This window comes from Scandinavium sp. (assembly GCF_032012665.1).
Taxonomy (GTDB): Bacteria; Pseudomonadota; Gammaproteobacteria; order Enterobacterales; family Enterobacteriaceae; genus Scandinavium.
Genome location: NZ_DALZVG010000004.1, coordinates 12,625 through 39,518 on the forward strand (window position 1 = coordinate 12,625; position 26,894 = coordinate 39,518).

General features: G+C 56.1%; 22 protein-coding genes and 1 other RNA gene. 10 read left to right on the forward strand and 13 right to left on the reverse strand.

Annotated features, from left to right (window positions below; genetic code table 11):
* Nucleotides 1-56: 56 nt before the first annotated feature.
* From RTU33_RS04890 to RTU33_RS04935, 10 genes are all read right to left on the reverse strand, one after another.
* Nucleotides 57-1,061: a L,D-transpeptidase family protein gene (locus RTU33_RS04890; RefSeq protein WP_312625720.1), complete on the reverse strand. Its 1,005-nt coding sequence runs from the start codon at nt 1,059-1,061 to the stop codon at nt 57-59.
* 102 nt (nt 1,062-1,163) lie between these two features.
* On the reverse strand, nt 1,164-1,580 hold the full coding sequence (sufE, locus tag RTU33_RS04895; protein ID WP_312625721.1) for a cysteine desulfuration protein SufE: 417 nt from the start codon (nt 1,578-1,580) through the stop codon (nt 1,164-1,166).
* A 12-nt stretch (nt 1,581-1,592) separates the two neighbouring features.
* Nucleotides 1,593-2,813, reverse strand: coding sequence for a cysteine desulfurase SufS (sufS, locus tag RTU33_RS04900; RefSeq protein WP_312625722.1), 1,221 nt, complete (start codon nt 2,811-2,813; stop codon nt 1,593-1,595).
* Complete coding sequence (gene sufD / locus RTU33_RS04905; RefSeq protein WP_312625723.1) at nt 2,810-4,081, reverse strand: Fe-S cluster assembly protein SufD; 1,272 nt, start codon at nt 4,079-4,081, stop codon at nt 2,810-2,812. Before sufD ends, sufS begins: the two co-directional genes overlap by 4 nt.
* Complete coding sequence (gene sufC / locus RTU33_RS04910; protein WP_312625724.1) at nt 4,056-4,802, reverse strand: Fe-S cluster assembly ATPase SufC; 747 nt, start codon at nt 4,800-4,802, stop codon at nt 4,056-4,058. The genes sufD and sufC overlap by 26 nt, the downstream gene beginning before the upstream one ends.
* Before the next feature lie 16 nt (nt 4,803-4,818).
* Entirely contained in the window at nt 4,819-6,306 is a 1,488-nt protein-coding gene (sufB, locus tag RTU33_RS04915; protein WP_312625725.1) for a Fe-S cluster assembly protein SufB, read from the reverse strand.
* 2 nt (nt 6,307-6,308) lie between these two features.
* Complete coding sequence (gene sufA, locus RTU33_RS04920) at nt 6,309-6,683, reverse strand: Fe-S cluster assembly scaffold SufA (protein WP_312625727.1); 375 nt, start codon at nt 6,681-6,683, stop codon at nt 6,309-6,311.
* 333 nt (nt 6,684-7,016) lie between these two features.
* Entirely contained in the window at nt 7,017-7,931 is a 915-nt protein-coding gene (gene lpxP / locus RTU33_RS04925; RefSeq protein WP_312625728.1) for a kdo(2)-lipid IV(A) palmitoleoyltransferase, read from the reverse strand.
* Between the two features lie 419 nt (nt 7,932-8,350).
* On the reverse strand, nt 8,351-8,761 hold the full coding sequence (gene menI, locus RTU33_RS04930) for a 1,4-dihydroxy-2-naphthoyl-CoA hydrolase (protein WP_312625729.1): 411 nt from the start codon (nt 8,759-8,761) through the stop codon (nt 8,351-8,353).
* A complete protein-coding gene (locus RTU33_RS04935; RefSeq protein WP_312625730.1) occupies nt 8,758-11,814 on the reverse strand; it encodes an FAD-binding and (Fe-S)-binding domain-containing protein in 3,057 nt (1,018 codons plus the stop codon). Before RTU33_RS04935 ends, menI begins: the two co-directional genes overlap by 4 nt.
* Nucleotides 11,815-12,042: 228 nt before the next feature.
* Here RTU33_RS04935 and ydiK point away from each other — a divergent pair, with 228 nt between their 5' ends.
* Complete coding sequence (gene ydiK, locus RTU33_RS04940; protein WP_312625731.1) at nt 12,043-13,167, forward strand: AI-2E family transporter YdiK; 1,125 nt, start codon at nt 12,043-12,045, stop codon at nt 13,165-13,167.
* Nucleotides 13,168-13,360: 193 nt separating this feature from the next.
* Nucleotides 13,361-13,468: antisense sRNA RprA (gene rprA / locus RTU33_RS04945), an RNA gene on the forward strand.
* Between the two features lie 148 nt (nt 13,469-13,616).
* Here rprA and ppsA read toward each other — a convergent pair.
* On the reverse strand, nt 13,617-15,986 hold the full coding sequence (gene ppsA, locus RTU33_RS04950) for a phosphoenolpyruvate synthase (RefSeq protein ID WP_312625732.1): 2,370 nt from the start codon (nt 15,984-15,986) through the stop codon (nt 13,617-13,619).
* 339 nt (nt 15,987-16,325) lie between these two features.
* Between ppsA and RTU33_RS04955 the strand changes: the two genes are divergently transcribed.
* The 8 genes from RTU33_RS04955 to RTU33_RS04990 all read left to right on the forward strand — a co-directional run bounded on the left by RTU33_RS04955 (nt 16,326) and on the right by RTU33_RS04990 (nt 24,475).
* Nucleotides 16,326-17,159: a pyruvate, water dikinase regulatory protein gene (locus RTU33_RS04955; protein WP_312625734.1), complete on the forward strand. Its 834-nt coding sequence runs from the start codon at nt 16,326-16,328 to the stop codon at nt 17,157-17,159.
* A gap of 153 nt (nt 17,160-17,312) precedes the next feature.
* Nucleotides 17,313-18,359 carry a 3-deoxy-7-phosphoheptulonate synthase AroH gene (gene aroH / locus RTU33_RS04960; RefSeq protein WP_312625736.1) on the forward strand — a complete coding sequence of 349 codons (1,047 nt, stop codon included), beginning with the start codon at nt 17,313-17,315 and terminating at the stop codon, nt 18,357-18,359.
* Nucleotides 18,360-18,549: 190 nt separating this feature from the next.
* The gene (gene hemP / locus RTU33_RS04965; RefSeq protein ID WP_312625737.1) at nt 18,550-18,774 is read left to right on the forward strand and encodes a hemin uptake protein HemP; all 225 of its coding nucleotides are present in this window, start codon (nt 18,550-18,552) and stop codon (nt 18,772-18,774) included.
* Nucleotides 18,775-18,855: 81 nt separating this feature from the next.
* Entirely contained in the window at nt 18,856-20,835 is a 1,980-nt protein-coding gene (locus RTU33_RS04970; RefSeq protein WP_312625738.1) for a TonB-dependent hemoglobin/transferrin/lactoferrin family receptor, read from the forward strand.
* A 47-nt stretch (nt 20,836-20,882) separates the two neighbouring features.
* A complete protein-coding gene (locus RTU33_RS04975; RefSeq protein WP_312625739.1) occupies nt 20,883-21,911 on the forward strand; it encodes a ChuX/HutX family heme-like substrate-binding protein in 1,029 nt (342 codons plus the stop codon).
* Nucleotides 21,908-22,726, forward strand: coding sequence for a hemin ABC transporter substrate-binding protein (locus RTU33_RS04980; protein WP_312625740.1), 819 nt, complete (start codon nt 21,908-21,910; stop codon nt 22,724-22,726). Before RTU33_RS04975 ends, RTU33_RS04980 begins: the two co-directional genes overlap by 4 nt.
* Nucleotides 22,726-23,715, forward strand: a complete 990-nt coding sequence (locus RTU33_RS04985; RefSeq protein ID WP_312625741.1) for an iron ABC transporter permease — start codon at nt 22,726-22,728, stop codon at nt 23,713-23,715. The genes RTU33_RS04980 and RTU33_RS04985 overlap by 1 nt, the downstream gene beginning before the upstream one ends.
* On the forward strand, nt 23,708-24,475 hold the full coding sequence (locus tag RTU33_RS04990) for a heme ABC transporter ATP-binding protein (protein ID WP_312625743.1): 768 nt from the start codon (nt 23,708-23,710) through the stop codon (nt 24,473-24,475). The genes RTU33_RS04985 and RTU33_RS04990 overlap by 8 nt, the downstream gene beginning before the upstream one ends.
* A gap of 2 nt (nt 24,476-24,477) precedes the next feature.
* On the opposite strand, the gene selO is transcribed toward RTU33_RS04990, so the two are convergent.
* Together selO and RTU33_RS05000 are read right to left on the reverse strand one after the other, a co-directional pair.
* The gene (gene selO / locus RTU33_RS04995; protein ID WP_312625745.1) at nt 24,478-25,920 is read right to left on the reverse strand and encodes a protein adenylyltransferase SelO; all 1,443 of its coding nucleotides are present in this window, start codon (nt 25,918-25,920) and stop codon (nt 24,478-24,480) included.
* A gap of 61 nt (nt 25,921-25,981) precedes the next feature.
* Complete coding sequence (locus RTU33_RS05000; protein ID WP_312625746.1) at nt 25,982-26,695, reverse strand: EAL domain-containing protein; 714 nt, start codon at nt 26,693-26,695, stop codon at nt 25,982-25,984.
* Between the last annotated feature and the right edge of the window lie 199 nt (nt 26,696-26,894).

Below are 26,894 nucleotides of genomic sequence, written 5' to 3' on the forward strand. Positions count from 1 at the left end.
AATGGCGCACATTGTGCGCCATTTTTTTGCCTGTTATTCCCTTCTCTGTTTATTCTCTACTGCGTTACCTGAGTTTCCGTCGCCGATGAAGGCGTTCCGTTCAATACGGACTGCACCGGATTCGCACCGCTGACGTCAGGCGTCGCTCCGGCAGAAACGGCTACCGGAACCCCCATACGCCGATGCATCGCTTTTTCCGCTACAGCCTTATCCGTGCCTTTATCATTAGCAAACTGCGCATAGCCTTCCGGCAGGACGTAAGCAATGGTCTGCGGATTCTGCGTTTCACTTTGGGTCATCGGACGATGCACTTCCATGTAGCGCATGCCGTTCGGTTCGATTGAGTATTTCACCGGCTGATTGATAACCCTGACTGGCGTACCGACACGTACCTGCGCAAACAGCGCTTTGATATCATCGGTAAACATCCGCATACAGCCAGAGCTTACCCGCAGGCCGACGCTGTTCTGCGCGTTAGTGCCGTGAATAAGATACTCACCGTTGCCGTAGGCTAAACGCAGCGCAAAGCGGCCAAGCGGGTTATTCGGCCCGGCCGGGACCACGGGCGGCAGCGTAATGCCTTTTTCCAGCGAGCGTTGACGAATCCCCGCGGTTGGCGTCCAGGTCGGATTCGGGATTTTCTGGCCCACACGGGTCGTCATCTCAGGCGTTTCAAGACCCAGTTGCCCGATGCCTAACGGATAGACCTGCACCGTATTGCCATCCGGTGGGAAATAGTAAAGCCGCAGCTCAGCCAGGTTCACCACAATCCCTTCCCGCGGCACGTCCGGCAGCAGGAGCTGAAGCGGAATCAGCATTTGCGTTCCCGGCTGTGGTACAGGTGCAACGGTATTATTGGCTTCAAGCAGGATCATCGCCGCCGTGTCAAAACGCCGGGCGATAGTTTGCAGGCTGTTATCCCCCGCCTGCACCGTATAGGTCTGATTCTGCCCCACCAGACGGCTACCGTTTGCCGGTAAGGTATATTCGACCGCTCTGGCGGCCTGAGATGCGCCGAGAGCACCTAAAAGCATAAGAGTGAGTAAGGACGCGCGTTTCATACTGAGTTTCCCTTTTATTCACTGACAGGCCGTCAGAAAGCTGAGCCACCCGCGAGGCGGAAACACCACCTCGCGTAACAGAATGAAAGCTGTACTTTTAGTTTAGCTAAAACTGAGCGCCTGCGCGCGAATTGCGCGGATCATGGCTTCGAGCCCCTGCGAACGCGAGGGCGTGAGGTGTTGGGTGAGCGCCATTTGTTCAAACCAGGGACGCACATCAAAGGCAATAATGTCCTGAGCCGTCATCTGGTCATAAAGAATAAACACGACAGCAATCAGCCCCTTAACGATAGCGGCGTCGCTGTCACCCTGCAGTTCAATACGCCCTTCCGCGTTGCGCGTCATCACTATCCAGACCTGACTCTGGCAGCCCTGAATCAGGTTGTCAGGCGTATGGGCTTCATTGTTAAGCGGTGGTAAGCGCTGACCAAGCTCAATAATGTAGAGATATTTTTCTTCCCAGTTAGCGCAGCGCGTGAAGTTGCGCAACAGCTTGTCTTTATCCGGTAATGCGGCCATGGAGCCTCCCTGTCAGCCCAGCAAACGGTGAATGCGTTTTAATCCTGCCACCAGACGATCCACCTCTTCAACGGTGTTGTACATTGCCAGCGAAGCACGACACATCGCCGGAACGTTATAATACGCCATCAACGGCATTGCGCAGTGATGCCCGGTGCGGACCGCCACGCCATAGTTATCGAGGAAACTGCCGACGTCGTAGGCATGGTGCTTTCCGAGATTAAACGCGATAACGCCGAGCCTGTTCGCAGGACCATAGAGCGTCAGATCCGGCACTGTCGCCAGCTCAGCCAGCGCGTAGTGCATCAGGGTTTGCTCGTATTCAGCGATGCTCTCAAGCCCAAGGTGGGAGACATAGTCCAGCGCTGCACCAAATGCGATTATTCCCCCCGTATTCGGCGTGCCCGCCTCAAAGCGCCAGGGAGCCTTAGCCCAGGTGGTTCCCTCGGTCAGGCTGACGGTAGCGATCATCGAACCGCCGCCTTCCCACGGCGGCATATCCTGCAAAATGTCTTCTTTGGTATACAGCACGCCAATGCCCGTCGGACCATATAGCTTATGCGCTGAGAAAACGTAGAAATCACAGTCCAGCGCCTGCACGTCTACGGTGTGATGCATCACCGCCTGCGCACCATCCACCAGCACTTTCGCACCGTGCTGATGTGCCAGTTCGATCAGCGCCTGCACCGGGTTTTCCGTACCCAGTACGTTCGATACCTGAGTGATTGCGAGAAGCTTAGTCCGGGCGTCAAACAGGCCCGGTACGGCATCCAGCTGCAATGTGCCATCCGCATTCAGCGGAATCACCCGCAGCTCGGCTCCGGTGCGCTGGCACAGCATTTGCCACGGTACGATGTTGGCGTGATGCTCCATCTGGCTGATGACGATGTTATCGCCCTTGCCGACGTTGCTGCCGCCCCAGCTGTTCGCCACCAGGTTAATGCCTTCGGTGGTGCCCCGCACAAACACCAGCTCTTCAGCTGAACGGGCATTGAGGAAAGTGGCCGCCTGCTGGCGCACCTGCTCCATTCGCGCTGTCGCTTCAGCGCTTAAAGTGTGGATCCCCCGATGCACCGCCGCATAACCGTGGCGATAAAATTCTGCTTCAGCATCAATTACCGCATTGGGCTTTTGCGCGCTGGCCGCACTGTCGAGATAAGCCAGCGGCTGGCCGTTAACCTCCCGGGCAAGCAGCGGAAAATCTGCGCGCACCCGATCAATTGAAAATGTCATACCCCGCCTCCCGGTAGACGCTGGCCGATGCGCGCCAGTATTTCATGCCTGAGGATTTCATCGTCGATAGCTTCCGTCAGCTCGGCGGCAAATGCATAAATGATCATCTGCTGCGCGGCCTGCTGCGAAATCCCGCGCGAACGCAGATAAAACAGCTGTTCGTCGTCGATACGACCAATCGTCGCGCCATGGCTGCACTTCACGTCATCGGCATAGATTTCGAGCTGCGGTTTGGTATCCACTTCCGCCAGCCGCCCGAGCAGCAGGTTGTTATTAGTCATCTGCCCGTCGGTTTTAATGGCGTGCTGAGCCACGTTAATTAGCCCGTTGAACACAGCCCGGCCTTTATCGCTGACGATGGTTTTATGCAGCTGGCGGCTGTTGCAGAAGCCTTTGTTATGCTCGAGCCAGGTGCGGGTGTCACACACTTCCTTTTTCACCGGCATCGCCAGGCTGTTGATGCGAAGCGTGGTGTTTTCACCCTTCAGCTGCGTGCTGGTATTGTGGCGCAACACCGCACCGCCCAGCAGGAAACTGTGGCTAACGGCGCTGGCATCCTGGCCCAGCTGAATATCGTTGTGCGCAAAGTGGTAGCAGACAGGATTCTCAAACGCGAGCTTAATATGGTGGAGATGCGCATTGTCCGCCACCTGCATCGTCAACCGCGAGCCGGTAAAGTGCCGTGCGTCGTTCAGGCTGACGTAATGCTCCATCACCGTCGCTTCCGCACCCTGCGCCAGCTCCAGATGATGCCGGTAGTGCGAGGTATTCATCTCCTCACCCGCCACGCCCTGAGTCAGGTGCATCAGCAGCAGCGGCTTCGTCGGACGCTGGTTTCGCGCCACCTGAATATGCGTCACTGTGTGTGCCAGGCTTTCGGTAAGATGCAGGAATACTTCAGGCTGAACGGGTGCTGGCAGCGCTTCGCGCACATTGTCGACAACAATCCGGAAACCGGTGCCGTCCAGACTGTCGCTCAGCGCTTCGCTGTATTGTCCATTGACGAACACCAGCCGCAGCGCCGCAACGGGCAGCGCCAGCGCATCACGCTGAGCTTCGTTGATCGTCGCTTCAGAGTTAACAAACTGGCTGTTCAGCAGGCCGTCGAGCGGCGTGTACTTCCAGTTTTCCTGCTTGCGCGTCGGCAGTCCAAGCCGCAGCATCTGTTGCAGATGCTGCTCCGAATGCGGCGTGCGCGCCTCGCCACGGGCTTCAAAAAGATGATGCCACTGCTGTAGCGCGTTACTGCTGTTCGGTAAGCCAGCCATAGCCCTGCTCCTCCAGCTGTTTCACCAGCGTAAAATCGCCGGACTTCACAATTCGCCCCTGATACAGCACATGGACAAAGTCCGGCTTGATGTAGTCCAGGATACGCTGGTAGTGGGTGACGATAATAAACGCCCGCTTGCCATCGCGCAGCGCGTTCACGCCGTCGGAGACGATTTTCAGGGCGTCGATATCAAGACCGGAATCCGATTCATCAAGAATGCACAGCTCTGGCTCCAGCACCGCCATCTGGAGAATATCGTTCCGCTTCTTCTCGCCGCCGGAGAAGCCAACGTTGACCGAACGGGTCAGCAAATCTTCCGGCATCTTCAGCAGTTTAATTTTCTCTTCCATCAGATCCTGAAAATCAAAACGGTCGAGCGTTTCCTGGCCACGATATTCACGCACGGCGTTGAGCGCCGTTTGCAGGAAAAACTGGTTACTGACGCCCGGAATTTCCACCGGATACTGGAACGCCATAAAAATACCTTCGCCCGCACGATCTTCCGGCGCCAGCTCGAGCAAATCTTTGCCCTTAAACGCCACTGACCCACCGGTGACTTCATAATCTTCGCGCCCGGCAAGCGTCGCGGAAAGCGTACTCTTCCCGGAGCCGTTCGGCCCCATAATGGCATGCACTTCACCCGGGCGAATCTCAAGGTTCAGCCCGCGCAGGATCTCTTTGTCTTCTACCGCAACCTGCAAATCTTTAATGCTTAACATGTGTGTCCCTTAATCCTTAACCAACGCTGTGTTCGAGGCTTATCGCCAGCAGTTTTTGCGCTTCAACCGCAAACTCCAGCGGCAGTTCTGAGAAAACGTCCTTACAGAAACCGTTCACAATCATCGAGATAGCATCGTCTTCGCTGATGCCGCGCTGTAAACAGTAGAACAGCTGATCTTCCCCGATGCGCGAAGTCGTCGCCTCGTGTTCAAGCTGCGCGGTATTGTTGCGACACTCCACGTACGGGAAGGTGTGCGCCCCGCTGTCCGGCCCAATCAGCATCGAATCGCACTGGGTAAAATTACGTGCGTTGGTGGCGGTCGGCATGATTTTCACCAGGCCGCGATAGCTGTTCTGGCTGTGCCCGGCAGAGATCCCTTTGGAGATGATCGTCGATTTCGTGTTCTTACCGATGTGGATCATTTTGGTGCCGGTGTCGGCCTGCTGATACCCGCTGGTCAGCGCGACGGAGAAGAATTCCCCGATGGAGTTATCGCCGCGCAGAATGCAGCTTGGGTATTTCCAGGTGATTGCCGATCCGGTTTCCGACTGCGTCCACGACATTTTGCTGTTCTCGCCTTCGCACAGCGCACGCTTGGTAACGAAGTTCAGGATGCCGCCGGTGTTGTTATCGCCCGGGAACCAGTTCTGCACCGTCGAATATTTCACTTCAGCATCTTTGTGGATGATCACTTCCACCACCGCAGCGTGGAGCTGGTAACTGTCTCGTACCGGGGCCGAACACCCTTCGATATAGCTGACATAGCTGCCCTCATCCGCAACCAGAATGGTGCGCTCGAACTGGCCGGTTTTTTCGGCATTAATGCGGAAGTAGGTGGAAAGCTCCATCGGGCAGCGGACGCCTTTGGGCACATAGATGAAGGTGCCGTCAGAGGCAACCGCCGCGTTCAGCGCGGCAAAGAAATTGTCGTTACCGGGGACCACGGTACCGAGGTATTTCTGCACCAGCTCAGGATGATCGTGGATGGCTTCGCCGAAGGAGCAAAAAATGATGCCCTGCTCCGCCAGCTTTTCACGGTAGGTCGTCGCGACGGATACGGAGTCAAAAATCGCATCGACCGCCACTTCGCGACCTTCGCGCACCGGCACCCCAAGCTGATTGAAGGCTTCTTCTACTTCCTGGCTCAAAAAGGCGTTCGCCCCGGTTTGCTGCACCGCGCCGGGTTCAGACGCGCAGGTCTCGTCGCAGTTTCCGCACGAAGGTGCGGAGTAATAGCTGTAATCCTGGTAGTTGAGCTTGTCGTAATGGGCCTTAAGCCAGTGCGGCTCTTCCATCTCTACCCACGCTTTATAAGCGTTCAGGCGAAATTCCAGCATCCACTCCGGCTCATTGCGCTTCGCCGAGATGGCGCGCACCACATCCTCGCTGATTCCTTTTGCCAGCTCATCGGTTTGCAGTTGGGTGAAGAACCCTTCTTTATAATTGAGCTGCCCACCGCTCCACATTTTGACATCGTCAGTTGCTTCAGTATTACGTGACATAATTACTCCGCCTGCACCCCAAAACTTTCGCCACAGCCGCACTCGTGCTGCGCTTTCGGGTTATGAAACTTAAAGATCTGATTCAGGCCTTCGCGCACATAGTCGACCTCCGTTCCGTCGATAAACGGCATCGCCTGAAGCGGCACCCACAGCTTCGCGCCGTCGGACTCAAACAGCAGATCGTCGGGTTTAGGTTCGCTCACGGTATCCAGCACGTACGCAAAGCCTGCACAGCCTGACGTTTTGACTCCGAGTCGAATCCCCAGCACGTGCTGTTTGTCTGCCAGCTCCCGAACGTGCGCCGCGGCCTCCGGCGTCATGCTGATGCCACGCCAGGCAAAATCGGCAGGATTGAAGGTTTCTGAATGCAATTCCATAGGTCCACCTTATTGAGTTAAAGCCACCAGGGCATCCCTCTATGGTAGTGATAATGATTATCACTTCAACCCCTTGTCAGCAGGGGCTTTCAGCGGAAACGACCTTTTAAGGCGCTTTCACTAAGCATAGACCCTATGCGCAAGGTGAACAGTCACACCTGAAATTGTTCAATGCATTGAAAAATAGATGCTTTAGCAGAAGAAGTTCGCAGAAAAGGCGGTAAAGAAAAGATGTATCGAAAATATCTATTTATGAGATAGGATTTGCGGCGATCGGAAAAATGAAAAAGCCTCGTGGATGATTCACTCGAGGCTTTAGCGCTTTGAGTCGTATCAGTACAGCGAGGCCTGACCTGCCGGACGCGTTTTAAAGCGACGATGCACCCAGAGATACTGCTCCGGCGCGCGCAGAATCTCTTTCTCGATGACCTTATTCATGTAGCTCGCAGCCTGGAATTCATCTTCGACCGGATAGTCCGACATGGTTTTGCTGATATGCAGGCTGTAGCCCCGGTTTGAGGCTTTACGCACCATGGTAACGGTCAGCATGCGCGAACCTGACAAGCGGGAAAGCACGAAGGTACCGTTAGTGGTCGCGGCCTGAGAAACGTTGAAGAAAGGTGCGAAGGTGCTGCCTTTCGGGCCGTAATCCTGGTCTGGCGCGAACCAGACGGCTTCACCACTTTTTAACGCGCTAACCAGCCCGCGCAGGTTGCGGCGGTCGATCATCGCTTTGTTCGAACGCAGACGACCTTTGGTTTGCACCCACTCCATCATCTTGCTGTTGTGCGGTCGGTATGTCGCCATCATTGGACGGCAAAGACCCATTGCCCTGCCGCCGAGCTCCAGCGACATGAAATGTACCCCGACCACCATCACGCCTTTGTTATCTTCCAGCGCTTTGGCCAGGTGTTCATAACCTTCCACGTCAAACCATTTTTTTACCCGCGCATCGCTCCAGAACCAGGCCATCCCCGTTTCAATTAAGCCCATTCCGAGAGAAATAAAATTCTGTTCGATTAATTTCTCTTTTTCACAATCATTCATATCCGGAAAACAAAGCGTAATATTTCTTGACGCTATCTTTTCTCTTCTTTTCAGAAAAGGACGAGAGGCGCGCCCTAATGAAGAACCGAGAATATAAAGCAGAGGATAAGGGAGTTGGACCATCAGCCACAGCACGCCTAAACCAAACCAGGTCAACCAGTTACGAGGGTGCAGCAAAGATGTGTCGAAGGCTTTTGCCATCGTTGATTCCTGTGTACGTGTATACCTGTAGCGCGTAAGGAAAAAACGAAGCAATTCATCAATCATTAAGCGATACGTGGTGAAACTTCACGTGAGTTAAAAACCATTTTAACTTGAACGTCTAAAAACCTGCGCGACCCTTGAGTCCATTGTTATAGCCAGAAAGGCTGGTCTGCGGGCAGGGGAGATTTCGCAATCAAGAATGCTACATCTGTCGAAAAAAAGATAGTGAATTAATCTGAAGCTTACCTTAGGTGATCACGAATAAATCGGGAGCAATCCGATGTGATAGCACCATTTATTACCGCAGAAACGATAATTAATTCCCGGCGTGCTGTTAAATAAGACAATTTGGCAGAAACAGTGAAGAAAAGCGCCACAATTCGGAAGATTGGGCGCTTCTTTATTGTTCAGTTATTCTAAACCACCGCGGTGGTCAGCCTCGACGTGCAGCACAATCTATCCTGCTCATCGAAAATCTCTATCTGCCAGACCTGATGACGACGCCCGGCGTGAAGCGCTTTGCACACGCCTCGCACGCGCCCGCTACGGACGGAACGAATATGATTGGCGTTGACCTCCACGCCCACGACTTTTTCATCACCTTCGGTACAGAGATACCCCGCCACCGAACCCAGTGTTTCTGCCAACACCACGGATGCACCACCGTGCAGCAGGCCAAAAGGCTGGTACGTGCGGTGATCTACCGGCATCGTTGCCTCCAGCGTGTCGCCGGTCAGTCGCTCAAAGCGAATATCCAGCAGACCCACCATATTGCCCTCACCCATCGCGTTAAGCGCATCAAGAGTGGCTTGTCGTTTCCAGATCATCCGATAATCTCCAGTAATGCCTGCAACGGATGGCGAACGCCGCTGCCTTCTATGCGCTTCACCTGACTGCGGCAGGAGTAGCCCGTTGCCAGACAGCGGTTACGCGGCAGACGCTGCATCGCCTGCTGCCATGATAGTTCGTATATTCCCAGCGAATTGGCGTAGTTGGTGACTTCATGGCCGTAGGTGCCCGCCATGCCGCAGCAGCCGACGCTGACGCTTTCCAGTTTTGCCCCAAAACGCGCAAAAATCGACGCCCACTGTTTCGGTGCCATCGGTAAAGCCGTCACTTCAGTGCAGTGCCCGAACAGATACCATGCCTCACCGCCGACGTCGCGGGTTTCAGTGTTTTTCAGCGCCTCCGGTAGCCATTCGTGTACCAGCTGCACCTGGAATTCACCGCGACTTTCTCCCAATACCTGTTTGTATTCATCGCGATAGCAGAGCACCAGCGCTGGATCGACGCCAACCATCGGCATGCCAAGCTGCGCCATACGGTTGAGAAAGTCCGCCGTTTTCTGTGCAGTTTTCGCAAAGCGCATCAGGAAGCCTTTAATATGCTGCGCCTTGCCGTTCGGTGAGAAAGGCAGCACGACGGGCTGATAGCCCACGCGCTCCACCAGCCGAATAAAATCAGCCACCACCTGCGCGTCGTAATAACTGGTAAACGGATCCTGCACCACCAGCACCGTTTTCGCTTTTTGCTCCGGACTCAGTGCCTCCAGCTGCTCAAGCGTCATGTTCGCCGAACGGTGCCCTACCATCTGCTGCTGAAGCGACGGCACGGACAATAACGGCAGATCCACCATGCCGATATGCTTTTTCGACAGATTTTTCACCCACGGCTGGCTGATGAAAAAGTTGAAGGTTTTAGGTGCGCGAGCCATCAGCGGTGCGTAACTTTCAACTGTCGCCACAACATGATCGCGCAGCGGGCGTAAATAACGGGTGTGATAGAGCTGAAGGAAGCGCGAGCGGAAATCCGGAACGTCGATTTTAATCGGGCACTGGGTGGAACAGGCTTTACAGGCCAGGCAGCCGGACATTGCCTCTTTCACTTCATGAGAAAAATCATACTCGCCTTTCTTCGCATGCCAGCTGTTGCGCGTGCGTTCAATCAGCGAGCGCAGGCTCGCGCGTGTTTCCGGTAAGGCTTTCTCAAGCCTGAGCGGATCGACACCGCGATCGGCCAGCAGGCGCAGCCATTCTCGTACCAGCGTCGCCCGACCTTTTGGCGAATGCATACGGTTGCTGGTGATTTTCATCGACGGGCACATTGGACTTTTAGCGTCGAAATTGAAGCACAGGCCGTTGCCGTTACACTCCATAGCGCCGCGCCAGGACGAGCGAACCGCAATCGGGATCTGGCGATCATAGGTGCCGCGCTTCACGGCATCCACTTTCATCATCGGCGCGTCAAGACCTTCAGGGGGGCAAATTTTCCCAGGATTGAGGCGATTGTCAGGGTCAAACGCGGCCTTCACTTTGCGCAGCTCACCGTAGAGTACGTCACCAAAGAACGCCGGACTGTATTCTGCGCGGAAGCCTTTGCCGTGCTCACCCCACAGCAGGCCGCCGTATTTGGCCGTCAGCGCCACAACCTGATCGGAAATCTGCTTCATCAAGATTTCCTGCTGCGGATCGCACATATCCAGCGCAGGGCGAACGTGTAACACCCCGGCATCAACGTGGCCGAACATACCGTAGCTCAGGCCGTGGCCGTCGAGCAGCGCACGAAACTCAACGATGTAATCAGCCAGATGCTCCGGCGGCACGCAGGTGTCTTCGGCAAACGGGATAGGCTTCGCAGCCCCTTTAGCATTGCCAAGCAGCCCCACGGCTTTTTTACGCATCGCGTAGATGCGTTCAATGCCGTCCAGATCGTCACAAAGCTGCCAGCCGATTACGCCGCCCTCGCCCGCGGTTATCAACGCATCCAGCCGCTGGCACAGCGAACTCACCTGACCCGCAATCAGCGCCTCATCATCGCCCGCAAATTCCACGATGTTCAGGCCAAGCATCTCTTTGTCCGGCACGTCCGTAATCAGTTCACTCACCGAGTGCCAGACGATATCTTCCCGCGCCAGATTCAGCACTTTGGAATCGACGGTTTCCACCGACAGCGCACGAGCCTCCACCATGAACGGCGCGTTGCGCAGCGCGGAATCGAAAGAGTCATACTTCACGTTCACCAGTCGACGCACTTTCGGCAGTCGTGTGATGTCCAGCCGCGCTTCGGTAATGAACGCCAGCGTGCCTTCAGAACCGGTGAGCACGCGCGTGAGGTCAAACTCGGTCATCTCATCGTTGAACACATGACGCAGATCGTAACCGGTCAGAAAGCGGTTCAGTTTGGGGAAGTTATCGATAATCAGCTGGCGGTTTTCTTTGCAGCGCTCATAGACGGTGCGGTAAATCCGACCGCTCGCCGACTGCTCTTTTGCCAGCGTTTCTGCCAGCATCGCCGGCACTGGCTGAGTATCAAGAATATCGCCACCCAGCAGGACGGCTCGGACGCCAAGCACGTGGTCAGACGTTTTGCCATACACCAGCGAGCCCTGCCCGGAAGCATCAGTGTTGATCATCCCGCCAAGCGTGGCGCGGTTGCTGGTTGACAGCTCCGGCGCAAAGAAATAGCCGTAAGGTTTGAGGAATTGATTAAGCTGATCTTTGATGACCCCGGCTTCAACGCGCACCCATCCCTCTTCAGGGTTGATCTCAATGATGCGGTTCATATAGCGGGATAAATCGATAATAATGCCCTGATTCAGGGCCTGGCCGTTGGTGCCTGTGCCGCCACCGCGCGGGGTGAACACCAGCGTTCGAAAGCGCTCTTCGTCAGCAATGCGCGACAGAAGCGCCACATCGGCGGTGGAACGAGGGAAAACGACCGCATCGGGGAGAAGCTGATAAATGCTGTTATCCGTCGCCATCGTCAGCCTGTCGGCATAACGCGTGGCGGTGTCGCCGGTAAATCCTTGCTGCTCCAGTGCCTGCAAAAAATTCAGCACCAGCGGGACTTCGCCGGGTGCCTGAGAAATTTGTGGGATCATGACGCTCGACCCTGCCTGACTATGTTGTGTTGAAGATGATGGTGTGTTGAACAACGCTTTAGTTTCTGTTTTATCGTTTGCGTGTCGCCTCATCGTTGTATCACATTTTTTACTTATACGCTTATCGGATTTCATGGCGATCATGTTCGCGAAATTGTTGATATTATTATCAGTAAACGGATTTATCCTCTGCGCCCAATCGGGTGCATTTTTAAAGGTACAAAACGTATGACAACCCTTCATCGGCCCCGTGATATACCGCAGATCCTGCTGTCGGTGCTGTTTTTAACGCTTATGATTGTGGCGTGTTTGTGGATAGTGCGGCCCTTTGTGCTTGGATTTGCCTGGGCGGCAACCATTGTGATTGCCACCTGGCCGGTGCTGATTAAGCTTCAGCGCATCCTGTTCGGCCGCCGTTCACTGGCGGTGCTGGTCATGACTCTGCTGCTGTTTTTACTGTTCGTCATTCCGATTGCGTTGCTGATTAACAGCCTGGTTGACGGTAGCACGCCGCTGGTTCATGCCATCTCCTCCGGCAATCTGACGCTGCCGGATCTTACCTGGCTTAACAGTATTCCGCTGGTAGGCGCGAAGCTTTACTCCGGCTGGCACAGCCTGCTGGACATGGGCGGCACCGCCATTATGGCAAAAGTACGTCCGTATATTGGCACCACCACCACCTGGTTCGTGGGCCAGGCCGCACACATTGGTCGCTTTATGATGCACTGCGGTCTGATGCTGCTGTTCAGCGCGTTGTTGTACTGGCAGGGTGAAAAAGTCGCCTGGGGCGTTCGCTATTTCGCCACGCGTCTGGCAGCCAAACGCGGCGATGCCGCGGTGTTGCTGGCAGGCCAGGCCATCCGGGCCGTCGCGCTGGGCGTGGTCGTCACGGCGCTGGTGCAGGCGGTGCTGGGCGGTATTGGCCTCGCCATTTCCGGCGTACCTTACGCGACGCTGCTGACCGTGGTGATGATTTTCTCTTGCCTGGTACAGCTTGGTCCGCTGATCGTGCTCATCCCCTGCATCATCTGGCTCTACTGGACCGGTGATACTACCTGGGGCACCGTGCTGCTGGTGTGGAGCTGCGTTGTCGGCACGATGGATAACTTTATCCGACCGCTGCTGATTCGTATGGGCGCCGATTTGCCCATGGTGCTGATCCTCACCGGCGTTATCGGTGGGTTGATTGCCTTCGGCATGATTGGCCTGTTTATCGGCCCGGTGCTGCTCGCCGTCTCCTGGCGACTGTTTGACGCCTGGGTGCGCGAAGTATCGCCGCCGTCAAACGATCCTGAAGAAGTACTTGAGGAACTCGAGGTTCTCGAATCCAGCCACGAAAAGCTGGATAGCTGATTACTCTGGCCCGGCAGAAACGCTATGCCGGGCCCAATACTTAAGCATTACTTATTGTTGATCCCCTGCAGCGGCGCTATTCAGCTTTAATCCGCGCACATTGGCCGTATCCTGCTCGCAAATTCTTTACCTTTTTTTAACGATTAAGAGCAATCCGATCGACGCAAAAATTGTCCATGCCTACTATTAGGTCACGGTTATAAATCAACACCTTGATTTATAAGCATGGAAATCCCCTGAGTGAAACAACGAATTGCTGTGTGTAGTCTTTGCCCATCTCCCACGATGGGCTTTTTTTTATCCAAATTTCAGCGTTCATTGCCCAGCGGTGATTTGCGTACCGGGCCCACGGAGAGCTACGTGCGTTGCAGGCTGGCGTAAGGAACAATCGCTGAGCAGCAGGCAAAAAAATCCCCGGCAAGCCGGGGATTGGGGATAGATTGGGGATATTACTTCTTCAGTTCAGCGAGGCTGAGCCAGGTCTGCACGACCGTGTCAGGGTTCAGGGACAGACTGTCGATGCCCTCCTCCATCAGCCAGGCGGCAAAATCTTCGTGGTCCGACGGACCCTGACCGCAGATGCCCACGTACTTGCCCTGCTTCTTCGCTGCGCGAATCGACATCGACAATAGCGCTTTCACCGCCTCGTTGCGTTCATCGAACAGCTCAGAAACCACGCCGGAGTCGCGATCCAGACCAAGCGTCAGCTGAGTCATGTCGTTCGAGCCGATAGAGAAACCGTCGAAGTGCTCAAGGAACTGCTCCGCCAGCAGCGCATTGGATGGGATCTCGCACATCATGATCACCTTCAGGCCGTTCTCGCCGCGCTTGAGTCCCTGACGCGCAAGCTCGTCAATGACCGCTTTCGCCTGGTCAACGGTACGCACAAACGGGATCATAATCTCCACGTTAGTGAGGCCCATTTCGTTACGCACGCGCTTAACGGCGTCACACTCCAGCGCGAAGCAGTCGCGGAAGCTGTCAGCCACGTAGCGTCCCGCACCGCGGAAGCCGAGCATCGGGTTCTCTTCTTCCGGTTCGTAGCGCTCACCGCCGACGAGGTTGGCGTATTCATTGGACTTGAAGTCCGAGAGGCGCACAATCACGCGTTTTGGATAAAATGCCGCGCCCAGGGTAGCGATCCCTTCGGTCAGACGACCAACGTAGAACTCTTTCGGCGAATCGTAGCCTTTCATCATTTCGCGGATTTCGTTTTGCAGCTTCGCGTCCTGGTCGTCGAACTCCAGCAGCGCGCGCGGGTGAACGCCAATCATGCGGTTGATGATAAATTCCAGACGCGCCAGCCCCACGCCTTCGTTCGGCAGGCAGGCGAAGTCAAAGGCGCGATCCGGGTTGCCGACGTTCATCATGATTTTCAGCGGCAGATCCGGCATGGTGTCAACGCTTGAGCTTTTCACGCTGAAGTCGAGCATTTCGGCGTAGACGTAGCCGGTATCACCTTCAGCGCAAGAGACCGTCACTTTCTCATCGTCCTTCATGCGCTCAGTGGCATCGCCACAGCCAACCACCGCCGGAATGCCGAGCTCGCGGGCGATAATCGCCGCATGGCAGGTACGGCCGCCACGGTTCGTGACGATGGCCGCGGCTTTCTTCATGATCGGTTCCCAGTCCGGATCGGTCATGTCGGTCACCAGCACATCGCCCGGCTCAATGCGGTTCATTTCGCTGATATCGTGGATCACTTTCACCGGGCCCGCACCAATGCGATGGCCGATAGCGCGGCCTTCAGCAATGATTTTGCCCTGGGAATGCAGCGTATAGCGCTCCATTACCTGGCCACGGGAGCGTACGGTTTCGGGGCGAGCCTGCACGATAAACAGCTTGCCGGTATGCCCGTCTTTCGCCCATTCGATATCCATCGGACGGCCGTAGTGTTTTTCGATCTGTACCGCCTGCTTCGCCAGTTCCTGCACTTCCGCGTCGGTCAAAGAGAAACGATCGCGGTCGGCCTGCGGCACATCTTCAATGCGAACCTGCTTGCCGTGCTCCTGGGTTGGCGCATAGACCATGCGAATTTTTTTCGAGCCCATCGTGCGACGCACAATCGCCGGGCGATTTGCCGCAAGAGTCGGTTTGTGAACGTAGAATTCATCCGGGTTCACCGCGCCCTGCACCACCATTTCGCCAAGGCCAAAAGCGGAGGTGATAAACACCACCTGATCGAATCCGGATTCAGTGTCGATGGAGAACATCACACCGGAGGAGGCAAGGTCAGAACGTACCATACGCTGCACGCCAGCCGAGAGCGCTACGCCACGATGATCATAGCCCTGATGCACGCGGTAGGAGATGGCGCGATCGTTAAACAGAGAGGCAAATACGTGCTTGATGGCAACCAGTACAGCATCGTAACCCTGAACGTTAAGGAAAGTTTCCTGCTGTCCGGCGAAGGAGGCATCAGGCATATCTTCCGCGGTGGCGGAGGAGCGCACGGCAAATGACGCTTCTGCATCGTCGGATGAAAGCTGGTCATAGGCCTGATGAACGGCTTTTTCCAGTTCCGGGGTAAAAGGAGTGTCGATGATCCACTGACGGATCTGCGCCCCGGCTTTCGCCAGTGCGGTCACGTCGTCAATGTCGGTTTCATCCAGCAGTTGATAAATCCGCTGGTTCACACCGCTCTGGTCAAGAAACTGATTGAAAGCCCAGGCCGTAGTGGCAAAACCGTTAGGCACCGAAACGCCCAAATCGGACAGATTAGTAATCATTTCACCCAGGGAGGCATTTTTACCTCCGACGCTGTCTACATCATTCATGCCGAGTTGGTTGTACCAGAGCACCAGAGCATTGTCAGACATCGAAACAATCCTTTCATTAATTAAGAAAAGTGCCAGAAACATCACTGGCGTCGTTAATTATCCTGCCATAATTAACCGTGTTGAAAAAACGGTGAATCGTTCAAGCAAATTAATTTTTCCTGTTTTTCGGACAGATCCCCCCAGCAATGTAACTCTATGATTCATTTAAAATCCCACATAAAATAGCGGTCTATAACCCGGATTTATAAAAATGAACACCCCATTTCACTAAAAATAAAAACATACTTTCATTATTATTTATGAGACACGCCTGAGGCACTTGTGATTAAAATAAACAGATGCTTCAGCGAATTAACTCACTTTTACCGGATGGTCAAAATGGATAATAATGTCGATCGCCAGGTTTTTTACATTTCTGACGGCACCGCCATCACTGCCGAGGTCCTCGGCCACGCCGTGATGTCGCAGTTTCCGGTGTCGGTGAACAGCATCACCCTGCCGTTTGTCGAAACCGAAAGTCGGGCGAAGGCGGTCAAAGAGCAAATAGACGCTATTTACCAGCAGTCAGGCGTGCGCCCGCTGGTGTTCTACTCCATCGTGCTACCGGAAATCCGCACCATCATTTTGCAAAGTGAAGGCTTCTGCCAGGACATCGTGCAGGCGCTGGTGGCACCGCTGCAGCAGGAGCTCAAGCTGGACCCGACGCCCGTTGCCCATCGTACCCATGGTCTGACATCGGGCAACCTCGCGAAATATGATGCCCGAATCGCCGCCATTGACTACACGTTAGCGCATGATGACGGCATTTCGCTGCGCAATCTCGATCAGGCGCAGGTGATTTTGCTCGGTGTATCGCGCTGTGGCAAAACCCCCACCAGCCTCTATCTGGCGATGCAGTTTGGCATTCGCGCCGCCAACTATCCTTTCATCGCCGACGATATGGATAACCTCGTGCTGCCTGCTGCGCTGAAGCCTTTGCAGCACAAGCTGTTTGGGCTCACCATCAACCCTGAACGCCTTGCCGCCATTCGCGAAGAGCGCCGCGAAAACAGCCGCTACGCCTCGATGCGCCAGTGTCGGATGGAGGTCACCGAGGTTGAAGCGCTGTACCGCAAGAACCAGATTCCGTGGCTCAACAGCACCAACTACTCGGTGGAAGAGATCGCCACCAAAATCCTCGACATTATGGGACTCAGCCGCCGCATGTACTAATACACTAGTACAAAGTAGCAAAATGCGATAATATTAGCCGCGTAATTAGATGTGCGTCACATTCTGCCTTGAATAAAACAGGGATTGGTTTATCGTGATGCGCATCACTTCCGGCACTTCGGCCGCGAAAGTAACCCAATTCTGAGAGTCCCAATGAACAAAACTGATGAACTGCGTTCGGCGCGCATCGACAGCCTGGTCACGCCTGCCGAACTGGCACAGCGCCATCCTGTATCCGCTGAAGTCGCGAACCATGTGACCGCTTCCCGCCGTCGAATCGAAAAAATACTCAACGGCGAAGATAAACGCCTGTTAGTCGTGATCGGCCCCTGCTCGATTCACGACCTGGATGCAGCGATGGACTATGCCCGTCGTTTGCAGGCCCTGCGAGAAAAGCACCAGTCACGCCTCGAAATCGTCATGCGCACCTATTTTGAAAAACCGCGCACCGTGGTGGGCTGGAAAGGCCTGATTTCCGATCCGGACCTCAACGGCAGCTACCGCGTGAATCACGGCATCGAACAGGCACGCAAGCTGCTGCTGCAGGTTAACGAGCTTGGCGTACCAACGGCGACCGAATTTCTTGATATGGTGACCGGTCAGTTTATCGCCGATCTCATCAGTTGGGGTGCGATTGGTGCGCGCACCACCGAAAGCCAAATCCACCGTGAAATGGCCTCGGCGCTCTCCTGTCCGGTTGGATTCAAAAATGGCACCGACGGCAATACGCGTATCGCAGTCGATGCCATCCGTGCCGCACGCGCCAGCCATATGTTCCTCTCGCCGGATAAAAACGGTCAGATGACGATTTACCAGACCAGCGGCAACCCGTACGGGCACATCATCATGCGCGGCGGCAAAAAACCGAACTATCATGCGGCAGATATCGCCACCGCCTGCGATACGCTGCACGAGTTCGATTTGCCGGAGCATCTGGTGGTCGATTTCAGTCACGGCAACTGCCAGAAGCAGCACCGCCGTCAGCTGGAGGTATGTGACGATATCTGCCAGCAGATCTGCAACGGTTCGACGGCCATTGCCGGGATCATGGCAGAAAGCTTCCTGCGCGAAGGCACGCAAAAAATCGTTTCAGGGCAGCCTCTGGTGTACGGTCAGTCGATTACCGATCCTTGCCTGAGCTGGGAAGACAGTGAGCTTTTGCTGGAAAAACTGGCTGCGGCGGTTGATACCCGTTTTTAATTTTTGTCGTCAGGTGGCGCTATGCTTACCTGACCTACAAACGTCAACCCATCCTAAAACGCCTCCAGGCCGGGCAACCGCAGTACAGCCCGGCAATACAAAATCCGTAATCCCTTGCGTAACCTCTCTTTTTTGATCCATTCACCTATTTTTCACAAAAAGGGTTGCTGAGCCTTTTGATTTGTTGATAATGATTATCATTGTTACATTGATAACTATTTTTAACACTATGACATCCCTGGATAAGCTCACCGCAACGGACGGCACACCGCCTAAACCGCACCCGCAGCCCAACGATCGCCGAATCAGCAGCAAAAACCTGCTGGGCCCGGAAGGCCGGGTCATTATCGAGCATGACGGCCAGCACTACCTGCTGCGCCAGACCCATGCCGGAAAGCTGATCCTGACAAAATAATTTCGCCACATAACTTTTCGCCAGCCACCCAGGACACAATGCCGAGGCAGCCAGCGCTTTTCACTTCCTATGGAGAGTTGCATGCTACACCTGCATTCCGCATCACTGCGCCCAACCCTGGTCGCCCTCGCTGTTTTCGGCGCGATCACCCATCCGGCGTTTGCCGCTCCTGAACAAATGACCGTCACCGCCACCGGCAATGAGCGCAGCGCGTTTGAAGCCCCGATGATGGTAACCGTGGTTGATGCCGACACCCCTGAAGGACAGACGGCGAGCAGCGCCGCTGACATGCTGCGCCAGGTTCCTGGCCTCACCGTTGACGGAACGGGCCGCACTAACGGTCAGGACGTTAACCTGCGCGGCTACGATCGCCGCGGCGTGCTGGTGCTGGTCGATGGCATTCGTCAGGGCACTGACACCGGCCACCTCAACAGCACCTTTCTCGATCCTGCCCTGATTAAACGAATCGAAGTCGTGCGCGGCCCGGCGGCCTTGCTGTACGGCAGCGGCGCATTAGGTGGTGTAATTTCTTACGATACGGTTGACGCAGCTGATTTGCTGAATGCGGATCAGAACAGCGGCTATCGCGTATTCGGCACGGGCGGGACCGGCGACAGCAGCCTCGGCATGGGTGCCAGCGCCTTCGGTCGTACCGATACGCTGGACGGGATCGTCTCCTGGTCCAGCCGCGATCGTGGCGATCTGAAACAAAGCGACGGATTCACCGCACCGAACGATGAAAGCATCAGCAACTTCCTTGCCAAAGGCAGCTGGAAAATCGACCCGGCACAGAAACTGAGCGGCTCCCTGCGTTATTACAACAACGCCGCCCAGGAGCCAAAAAACCCTCAGACGCCGGACGCCTCCAGCGGCAGCAACCCGATGACCGACCGCTCGACCATCCAGCGTGACGCCCAGGTGACTTACACCCTCGCGCCAGAAGGCAATGACTGGCTTAACGCCGACGTCAAAGGCTACTGGTCCGAAGTTCGTATCAATGCGCAAAACCTCGATGACACAGGTGAATTCCGCAAGCAAACCACCAAAGGCGGCAAAGTGGAAAACCGCACTCGTCTGTTTACAGACAGCTTTGCCTCTCACCTTCTGACCTATGGTGGCGAGTACTATCGTCAGGAGCAAAATCCTGGCGGTACGACCACCGGCTTCCCGGACGCCCGCATCAATTTCAGCTCCGGCTGGCTGCAGGATGAAATCACCCTTCGCGATCTGCCGGTGACGATCCTTGGCGGCACGCGCTATGACAACTATCGTGGCAGCAGCAAAGGTTATGACGACGTTGATGCCGATAAGTGGTCCTCTCGCGCAGGCCTGACCGTCAGCCCAACCGACTGGCTGATGCTGTTTGGCTCTTACGCGCAGGCCTTCCGCGCGCCGACCATGGGCGAAATGTATAACGATGCCAAACACTTCTCGATTGGCAGCTTCTACACCAACTACTGGGTCCCTAACCCGAACCTGCGTCCGGAAACCAACGAAACGCAGGAATACGGTTTCGGTCTGCGCTTTGACGATCTGCTGATGGCGAACGACGGCCTTGAGTTCAAGGCAAGCTACTTCGATACCAACGCGAAGGATTACATCACCACCTCTGTGGATTTCGCGGCGGCAACCACGACCTCCGTCAACGTCCCCAATGCCAAAATCTGGGGCTGGGACGTGATGAGCAAATACACCACCGACCTGTTCAGCCTCGACGTGGCCTACAACCGCACACGCGGAAAGGATACCGATACCGACGAGTGGCTGACGTCCATTAACCCGGACACCGTTACCTCCCGTCTGGACGTGCCGCTGGCGCAATCCGGCTTCTCCGTGGGCTGGATTGGCACCTTCGCTGACAATACGAAAAGCATCAGCGCTACGCCTCAGGCGGGGTATGGCGTCAATGACTTCTATGTCAGCTATAAAGGCCAGCAGGCCTTCAGCGGCCTGACCACGACGCTGGTGTTCGGCAACGCCTTCGACAAAGAGTACTACTCGCCACAGGGCATTCCGCAGGACGGTCAGAACGGCAAGATTTTCGTAAGCTATCAGTGGTAATCACCCTGCCCCGGTTCAGCGGGGCCTTTATCTGGAAGGAAGAGACAATGAATCACTACACACGCTGGCTGGCGCTAAAAGAAGAAAACCCGGGCAAGTACGCTCGTGATATCGCCGCAATGATGCACATCAGCGAGGCCGAACTGACCTGGGCGCGCGTGGGTCACGACGCCTGGCGCCTGCAGGGGGAAAGCCGTGACGTTCTGGCGGCGCTGGAGTCTGCGGGCGATGTGAAATGCATCTGTCGTAATGAATACGCGGTTCATGAGCAGGTCGGTACCTTTACCAACCAGCATCTGAGCGGCCACGCCGGACTGGTGCTGAACCCACGAGCGCTGGATCTGCGCCTGTTCCTCAATCAGTGGGCGAGCGTGTTTCATATCAACGAAGCCAGCGCTCGCGGCGAACGCCAGAGTATTCAATTTTTCGACCATCAGGGTGATGCGCTACTGAAGGTTTACACCACCGATACCACCGACATGAGCGCATGGGCCGACATTCTGACCCGTTTCATTCACGCGGAAAATCCTGCTCTTGAGCTGAAAGCCGCTGATGCACCCATGGCTGACATAACCGTCGACGGCAAAGCGCTGGATGCCGAATGGCGCGCGATGACTGACGTCCATCAGTTCTTCACCCTGCTGAAGCGCCATAACCTCAGCCGCCAGCAGGCCTTCCGCCTTGTAGGTGACGATCTGGCCTGCCAGGTCGACAACGATGCCGTTGCGCGCCTGCTGGCAAATGCCCACCAGGACGCCAACGAAATCATGATCTTCGTTGGCAACCGCGGCTGCGTGCAGATTTTCACCGGCGCTATCGAGAAAGTGGTGCCGATGAAGGGCTGGCTGAATATCTTCAATCCGGCGTTTACCCTGCATCTGCGCGAAGACACCATTGCGGAAACCTGGGTCACCCGCAAACCGACTGCCGACGGGCACGTAACCAGCCTCGAGCTGTTTGCCGCCGACGGCACGCAGATTGCGCAGCTTTACGGCCAGCGCACCGAAGGTGAGCCGGAGCAGACCCAATGGCGCACTCAAGTGGAAGCGCTGACCGCCAGAGGGCTGGCTGCATGAAAGTCGTCGTCGCGTTAATCGCCGCCCTGCCTCTGTTTACCGGTGCGGCGGCACAAAAAGTGGTGACGCTTGGTGGCGACGTGACGGAGATTGTCTATGCACTGGGGGCGCAAAGCGCTCTCGTTGCCCGTGACAGCACGAGCATGTGGCCTCCGGAAGCGTTAAGGCTTCCGGATGTCGGCTACCTGCGGCAGCTGAACGCGGAGGGCATTCTCGCCACGCACCCTACCACGGTGCTGGCAAGCATTCAGGCACAGCCGTCGCTGGCGCTGAGTCAGGTTGAACAAAACGGCGTTACCGTCATCACCGTTCCTGGCAGCAATGACGTGACGATAATTGACGACAAAATCAGGATCGTCGCCGCCGCGCTGCATAAAGAAACCGAAGGTAAAAACCTCCGCCTCAGCATGAAACAGGCATTAGCGACCTTGCCAAAAACCCCGCTGAACAAGCGCGTGCTGTTTATCCTGAGCCATGGCGGTATGACCGCAATGGCAGCCGGGCAGCAAACCGGGGCCGATGCGGCCATTCGTGCGGCAGGCCTGCAAAATGCGATGCAGGGCTTCAATCGCTATCAGCCTCTTTCACAGGAAGGCGTGATTGCCAGCCAGCCGGATTTGGTGGTGATCTCTGCCGATGGCGTACAGAGCATGGGTGGTGAAGCCGGATTATGGAAGCTACCGGGGCTCGCGCAAACGCCCGCCGGGCGCAATAAACAGGTGCTGTTGGTTGATGATATGGCGCTGCTGGGCTTCAGCATTCGTACGCCGGACGCGCTCCGTCAGCTACGCAACAAAGCGGAGCAGACGCCCTGATGATACCGTGGGTTTCCCGTTCGCTATGGTCGTTGCTCGGGCTGTTAACGCTCCTGACGCTCGCGGCAACCACTTTTGGCGCGATGAAGCTGCCGCTTGACGTGCTCTGGCACGGTGACGGCACGCTGCGACAGATCTGGTTCACCATTCGCCTGCCGCGCGTGCTGCTGGCGTTGACCGTCGGCGGCTCACTGGCGCTGGCAGGCTGCGTGATGCAAGGCCTTTTTCGCAATCCGCTGGCCGATCCTGGCCTGCTTGGGATCAGCAGCGGAGCGGCTCTGGCCGTAGCGCTGTGGGTGGTGTTGCCCTTCTCTCTCCCGATGGTACTGATGCTCTACGCCCCCATGCTGGCGGCCTTCCTCGGCAGCCTGGCAGTAACGATGGTCATTTTTGTGCTTAGCCAGCGCCACGACAACGCGCTTTCGCGCCTGCTGCTGGTCGGCATCGCCATCAATGCGCTCTGCGGAGCCGCCGTGGGCGTCCTGTCGTGGCTCAGCAACGATGCGCAGCTGCGCCAGCTCTCACTCTGGGGGATGGGCAGTCTTGGCCAGGCGCAGTGGTCGACGCTGCTTGCCACGGCGTCCCTGATGCTGCCGACGGTGGCCATCATCTGGCGGCTGGCGAAACAGCTGAATTTGCTGCAGCTTGGTGACGAAGAAGCGCACTACCTCGGCGTGAACGTGAAGCAAGTCCAGCGCCGTCTGCTGATGTGTAGCGCCCTGCTGGTGGCGAGTGCAGTGGCGGTCAGCGGCGTGATTGGCTTTATCGGGCTGGTGGTGCCGCACCTGCTGCGCATGTGGCTCGGGGCAGATCACCGGGCGGTTATTCCCGGCTCCGTGCTGGTGGGCGCAATTCTGTTGCTGGTGGCGGATACGGTTGCCCGCACGCTGGTAGCCCCCGCAGAAATGCCGGTAGGGTTATTGACGAGCCTGCTTGGCGCACCGTGGTTTTTATGGATGATTTTCCGTCGGGGAGGCCAGCATGTCTGACTGTTTACAGGCCGCAAACCTCGGCTATTCCCCTGTCTTACGCAATATCAGCCTGACGCTCGCGCCCGGTGAACTGGTGGCTTTGATCGGCCCCAATGGCGCGGGAAAATCGACGCTGCTGCGCGCGCTGACCGGCTATTTGCCGCCGGACAGCGGGACATGTTCTCTGAAAGGGAAAACGCTGGCTGAGTGGTCGCCGCAGGCTTTGTCCCGCCACCGCGCCGTAATGCGCCAGCAGACCCAGCTCGGCTTCGACTGGCCGGTAGAAGATGTAGTGGCGATGGGCCGCGCGCCGTGGGAACAGACCGGCAGCCACAGGATCGTTCGCGAAGTGATGGCATTGACAGGCTGTTTGCCGCTGTCGGGACGGAAATACAATGCCCTTTCAGGAGGCGAACAGCAGCGCGTACAGCTGGCACGCGTTCTGGCGCAGCTATGGGTTGATGACGCGCCGCAGGGCTGGTTGTTTCTGGACGAACCCACTTCGGCGCTGGATCTGTATCATCAGCAGCATTTGCTGCGTCTGCTGAAAAAGCTGACCCGCGCCGGGCAGCTGCATGTGTGCGCCGTGCTGCACGACCTCAACCTGGCGGCGCTGTGGGCCGACAGGCTGGTGCTATTGCACCAGGGAGAGATCGTCGCCCAGGGGAACGCCCGGCAGGTGCTGCAAGCGCAGACGCTGAGCCGCTGGTATGGCGCCGAGGTGCGCATCGGAGAGCATCCCGACGCATCTGCACCGCAGGTGTTTCTTGCCCCCTAGCCTCAGCTTGAACAGCTGACTTCCAGCCGCTTGCCCCATTCGGGTGGGCGGCTGGCGTAATCATCATGACGATCGGCAAACGGATCGCGCAATACCTCATGCAGACGCGCAAACTCCTCGTACTCACCGCGTTCTGCTTGCTCTATCGCCCGCTGCGCGAGCCAGTTACGCAGGACAATTGCCGGGTTCATCTGCTTCATGCTTTGCTGGCGCGTAACGTCATCCACCTGTTCATCCTGAAGCCGGGCGCGATAGCCGCTGAACCAGGCATCAAATCCGGCCCGGTCGATAAACTCATCCCTCAGAGGCGATGCCGCACTGTGCTGTTCGGTTTCACTCAGCATACGGAAGGTGCGCGTGTAATCGCTGCCCTCGCGCGCCATCTGGCTGAACAACGAATTTAACAGCTCATTGTCCCCTTTCTGCTCGGTGAAAAATCCCAGCTTGCGGCGCATCAGCTTGCCGTACTCCACCAGCAGCGCTTCCTGATAGCCGTCAAGCGCATCGTTGAGCGTGTCCACTGCGATGAACGGAGAAAGCGACTGAGCCAGCCGCTGGAGATTCCACAGCGCCGCAGCAGGCTGATTATCATAGCTGTAGCGGCCCTGAGGATCCGAGTGATTGCAGATAAAATTGGGCTGATAATCGTCGAGGAAGCCGAACGGGCCGTAGTCCATCGTCAGCCCGAGAAGTGACATGTTGTCGGTGTTCATGACCCCATGGCAGAAGCCGACGGCCTGCCAGCGGGCAATCATCTGCGCCGTTTTGGTGACAACGTCACGGAACCAGAGGCTGTACACGTCAGCTTCGCCCTCAAGATTTGCCCAGTGATGGCGAATGGCGTAATCCGCCAGTTCACGAACTTTTTCCGGCTGCCGGCGATAATAGAAGTGTTCAAAATGCCCGAACCGCAGATGGCTTTCCGCCAGACGCATCAGCATGGCACCCTGCTCAACTGTTTCGCGGTAAACGGGCGTATCGCTGGTGACCACCGACAGCGCACGCGTAGTGGGAATGCCCAGCGCGAACATTGCCTCTGAAGCCAGGCTTTCACGCAGCGTGGAACGCAGTACGGCACGCCCATCGCCCATTCGGGAATACGGCGTCAGGCCTGCGCCTTTCAGATGCCAGTCATAGCGACGCCCGTCGGCCAGCTGCTGCTCGCCGAGTAAGATGCCGCGCCCGTCGCCGAGCTGCCCGGCCCAGACGCCAAACTGATGGCCGCTGTAAACCTGTGCCAGTGGAAGCATGCCAGGCAGCAGCGCTTCACCGCCCCAGACGCCAGAACCGTTTTCCGGGCTGAATAATGAGCCGGGTAGCGCAAGGCTTTCAGCCAGCGGTGCGTTATGCCAGATAAGACGGGCATTGGTGAGCGGCGTCGGTGACAGTTCGGTATAAAAACCTGGCAGCTCATCGCGCCAGTGATGGGTAAAAGACAGGGTCATAGATCCTCCTGTCTGTAGTGTAGTGCCTGTGGGAAGAGATAAATACGGGCGGGATGCAGGGTTATTCCTGCATCAGGCGCGTGAGCGAGGCCATTTCCACCGCAGGCCATATAGCCCCAACGAAAGCACTGAAACCCCAGGGTAACAGACGTTCCAGGATCTGCGGGTTATCAACGCCAGCGGCCATCATTGACTGGCATGAGGATGCCAGCTGGGCCGTTATCGCCCGCATAAAGGGATCGAAGGATAATAATAGCGCCTGCTGCTGAATAAAGTTTTTATCGAGCACTACGCGTTTAAACAATCCGGAAAATACGGCATGCGATGAGGCATCGCCGGCACCAAAATTGGCCAGCACCAGGGGAAAAAGATTCGCCAGCTGAACGAGAGGGTGAACTTTATCCAGCGTGTTCAACCCAGGAAAGTTTTCCTCGACGGTCAGTTCAAGAAAAGAAAATCGTCCGGCTTCTTCGGCCAGCGTTTTTTGTGTTAACAATGCATCAGAAATAGCAGGGGTAATATTAATCCAGGCGATTAACTGCTGCTGAATAAAAAAGATCTGACAGTTTTCGAGCAATGCCAGTTTTTCACGAAACAGTGCGACTTCCTGTTCGCCATTCAGGCGTGAGGTTACCAGAGACGTGGGCGTGCGAACATTATCGTCTGAACCAACAAAGTTAGCGATTATTTCAAGCCCGATCAGTTTCCCTTCCCCATTTTTCGCAGGGAGGAATAACAACTCTGTCTTCCATGCTTTGTCCAGTGTCACTATCATTGCGTCCCCCTCGTCTCAAGGGACATCCCTGGTCGTTGCTGTGTGTTCCCAGTAGAAAACAAAATCTTTGATTTTAAAAAGATTAATTTCATTCGTTCCTTTGTAACTCAGGCATTCCTTTGCGTTATCATTCGAATGATTGTAATCCATATTCGGGCAGCCGCACAATCCGGCGCTCCATTACGCAGGGAAAATGAGA

Coding starts and splice junctions, on each gene's coding strand:
- RTU33_RS04890 (WP_312625720.1), bottom strand. CDS start 1,061: ATGAAACGCGCGTCCTTACTCACTCTTATGCTTTTAGGTGCTCTCGGC.
- sufE (WP_312625721.1), bottom strand. CDS start 1,580: ATGGCCGCATTACCGGATAAAGACAAGCTGTTGCGCAACTTCACGCGC.
- sufS (WP_312625722.1), bottom strand. CDS start 2,813: ATGACATTTTCAATTGATCGGGTGCGCGCAGATTTTCCGCTGCTTGCC.
- sufD (WP_312625723.1), bottom strand. CDS start 4,081: ATGGCTGGCTTACCGAACAGCAGTAACGCGCTACAGCAGTGGCATCAT.
- sufC (WP_312625724.1), bottom strand. CDS start 4,802: ATGTTAAGCATTAAAGATTTGCAGGTTGCGGTAGAAGACAAAGAGATC.
- sufB (WP_312625725.1), bottom strand. CDS start 6,306: ATGTCACGTAATACTGAAGCAACTGACGATGTCAAAATGTGGAGCGGT.
- sufA (WP_312625727.1), bottom strand. CDS start 6,683: ATGGAATTGCATTCAGAAACCTTCAATCCTGCCGATTTTGCCTGGCGT.
- lpxP (WP_312625728.1), bottom strand. CDS start 7,931: ATGGCAAAAGCCTTCGACACATCTTTGCTGCACCCTCGTAACTGGTTG.
- menI (WP_312625729.1), bottom strand. CDS start 8,761: ATGATCTGGAAACGACAAGCCACTCTTGATGCGCTTAACGCGATGGGT.
- RTU33_RS04935 (WP_312625730.1), bottom strand. CDS start 11,814: ATGATCCCACAAATTTCTCAGGCACCCGGCGAAGTCCCGCTGGTGCTG.
- ydiK (WP_312625731.1), top strand. CDS start 12,043: ATGACAACCCTTCATCGGCCCCGTGATATACCGCAGATCCTGCTGTCG.
- ppsA (WP_312625732.1), bottom strand. CDS start 15,986: ATGTCTGACAATGCTCTGGTGCTCTGGTACAACCAACTCGGCATGAAT.
- RTU33_RS04955 (WP_312625734.1), top strand. CDS start 16,326: ATGGATAATAATGTCGATCGCCAGGTTTTTTACATTTCTGACGGCACC.
- aroH (WP_312625736.1), top strand. CDS start 17,313: ATGAACAAAACTGATGAACTGCGTTCGGCGCGCATCGACAGCCTGGTC.
- hemP (WP_312625737.1), top strand. CDS start 18,550: ATGATTATCATTGTTACATTGATAACTATTTTTAACACTATGACATCC.
- RTU33_RS04970 (WP_312625738.1), top strand. CDS start 18,856: ATGCTACACCTGCATTCCGCATCACTGCGCCCAACCCTGGTCGCCCTC.
- RTU33_RS04975 (WP_312625739.1), top strand. CDS start 20,883: ATGAATCACTACACACGCTGGCTGGCGCTAAAAGAAGAAAACCCGGGC.
- RTU33_RS04980 (WP_312625740.1), top strand. CDS start 21,908: ATGAAAGTCGTCGTCGCGTTAATCGCCGCCCTGCCTCTGTTTACCGGT.
- RTU33_RS04985 (WP_312625741.1), top strand. CDS start 22,726: ATGATACCGTGGGTTTCCCGTTCGCTATGGTCGTTGCTCGGGCTGTTA.
- RTU33_RS04990 (WP_312625743.1), top strand. CDS start 23,708: ATGTCTGACTGTTTACAGGCCGCAAACCTCGGCTATTCCCCTGTCTTA.
- selO (WP_312625745.1), bottom strand. CDS start 25,920: ATGACCCTGTCTTTTACCCATCACTGGCGCGATGAGCTGCCAGGTTTT.
- RTU33_RS05000 (WP_312625746.1), bottom strand. CDS start 26,695: ATGATAGTGACACTGGACAAAGCATGGAAGACAGAGTTGTTATTCCTC.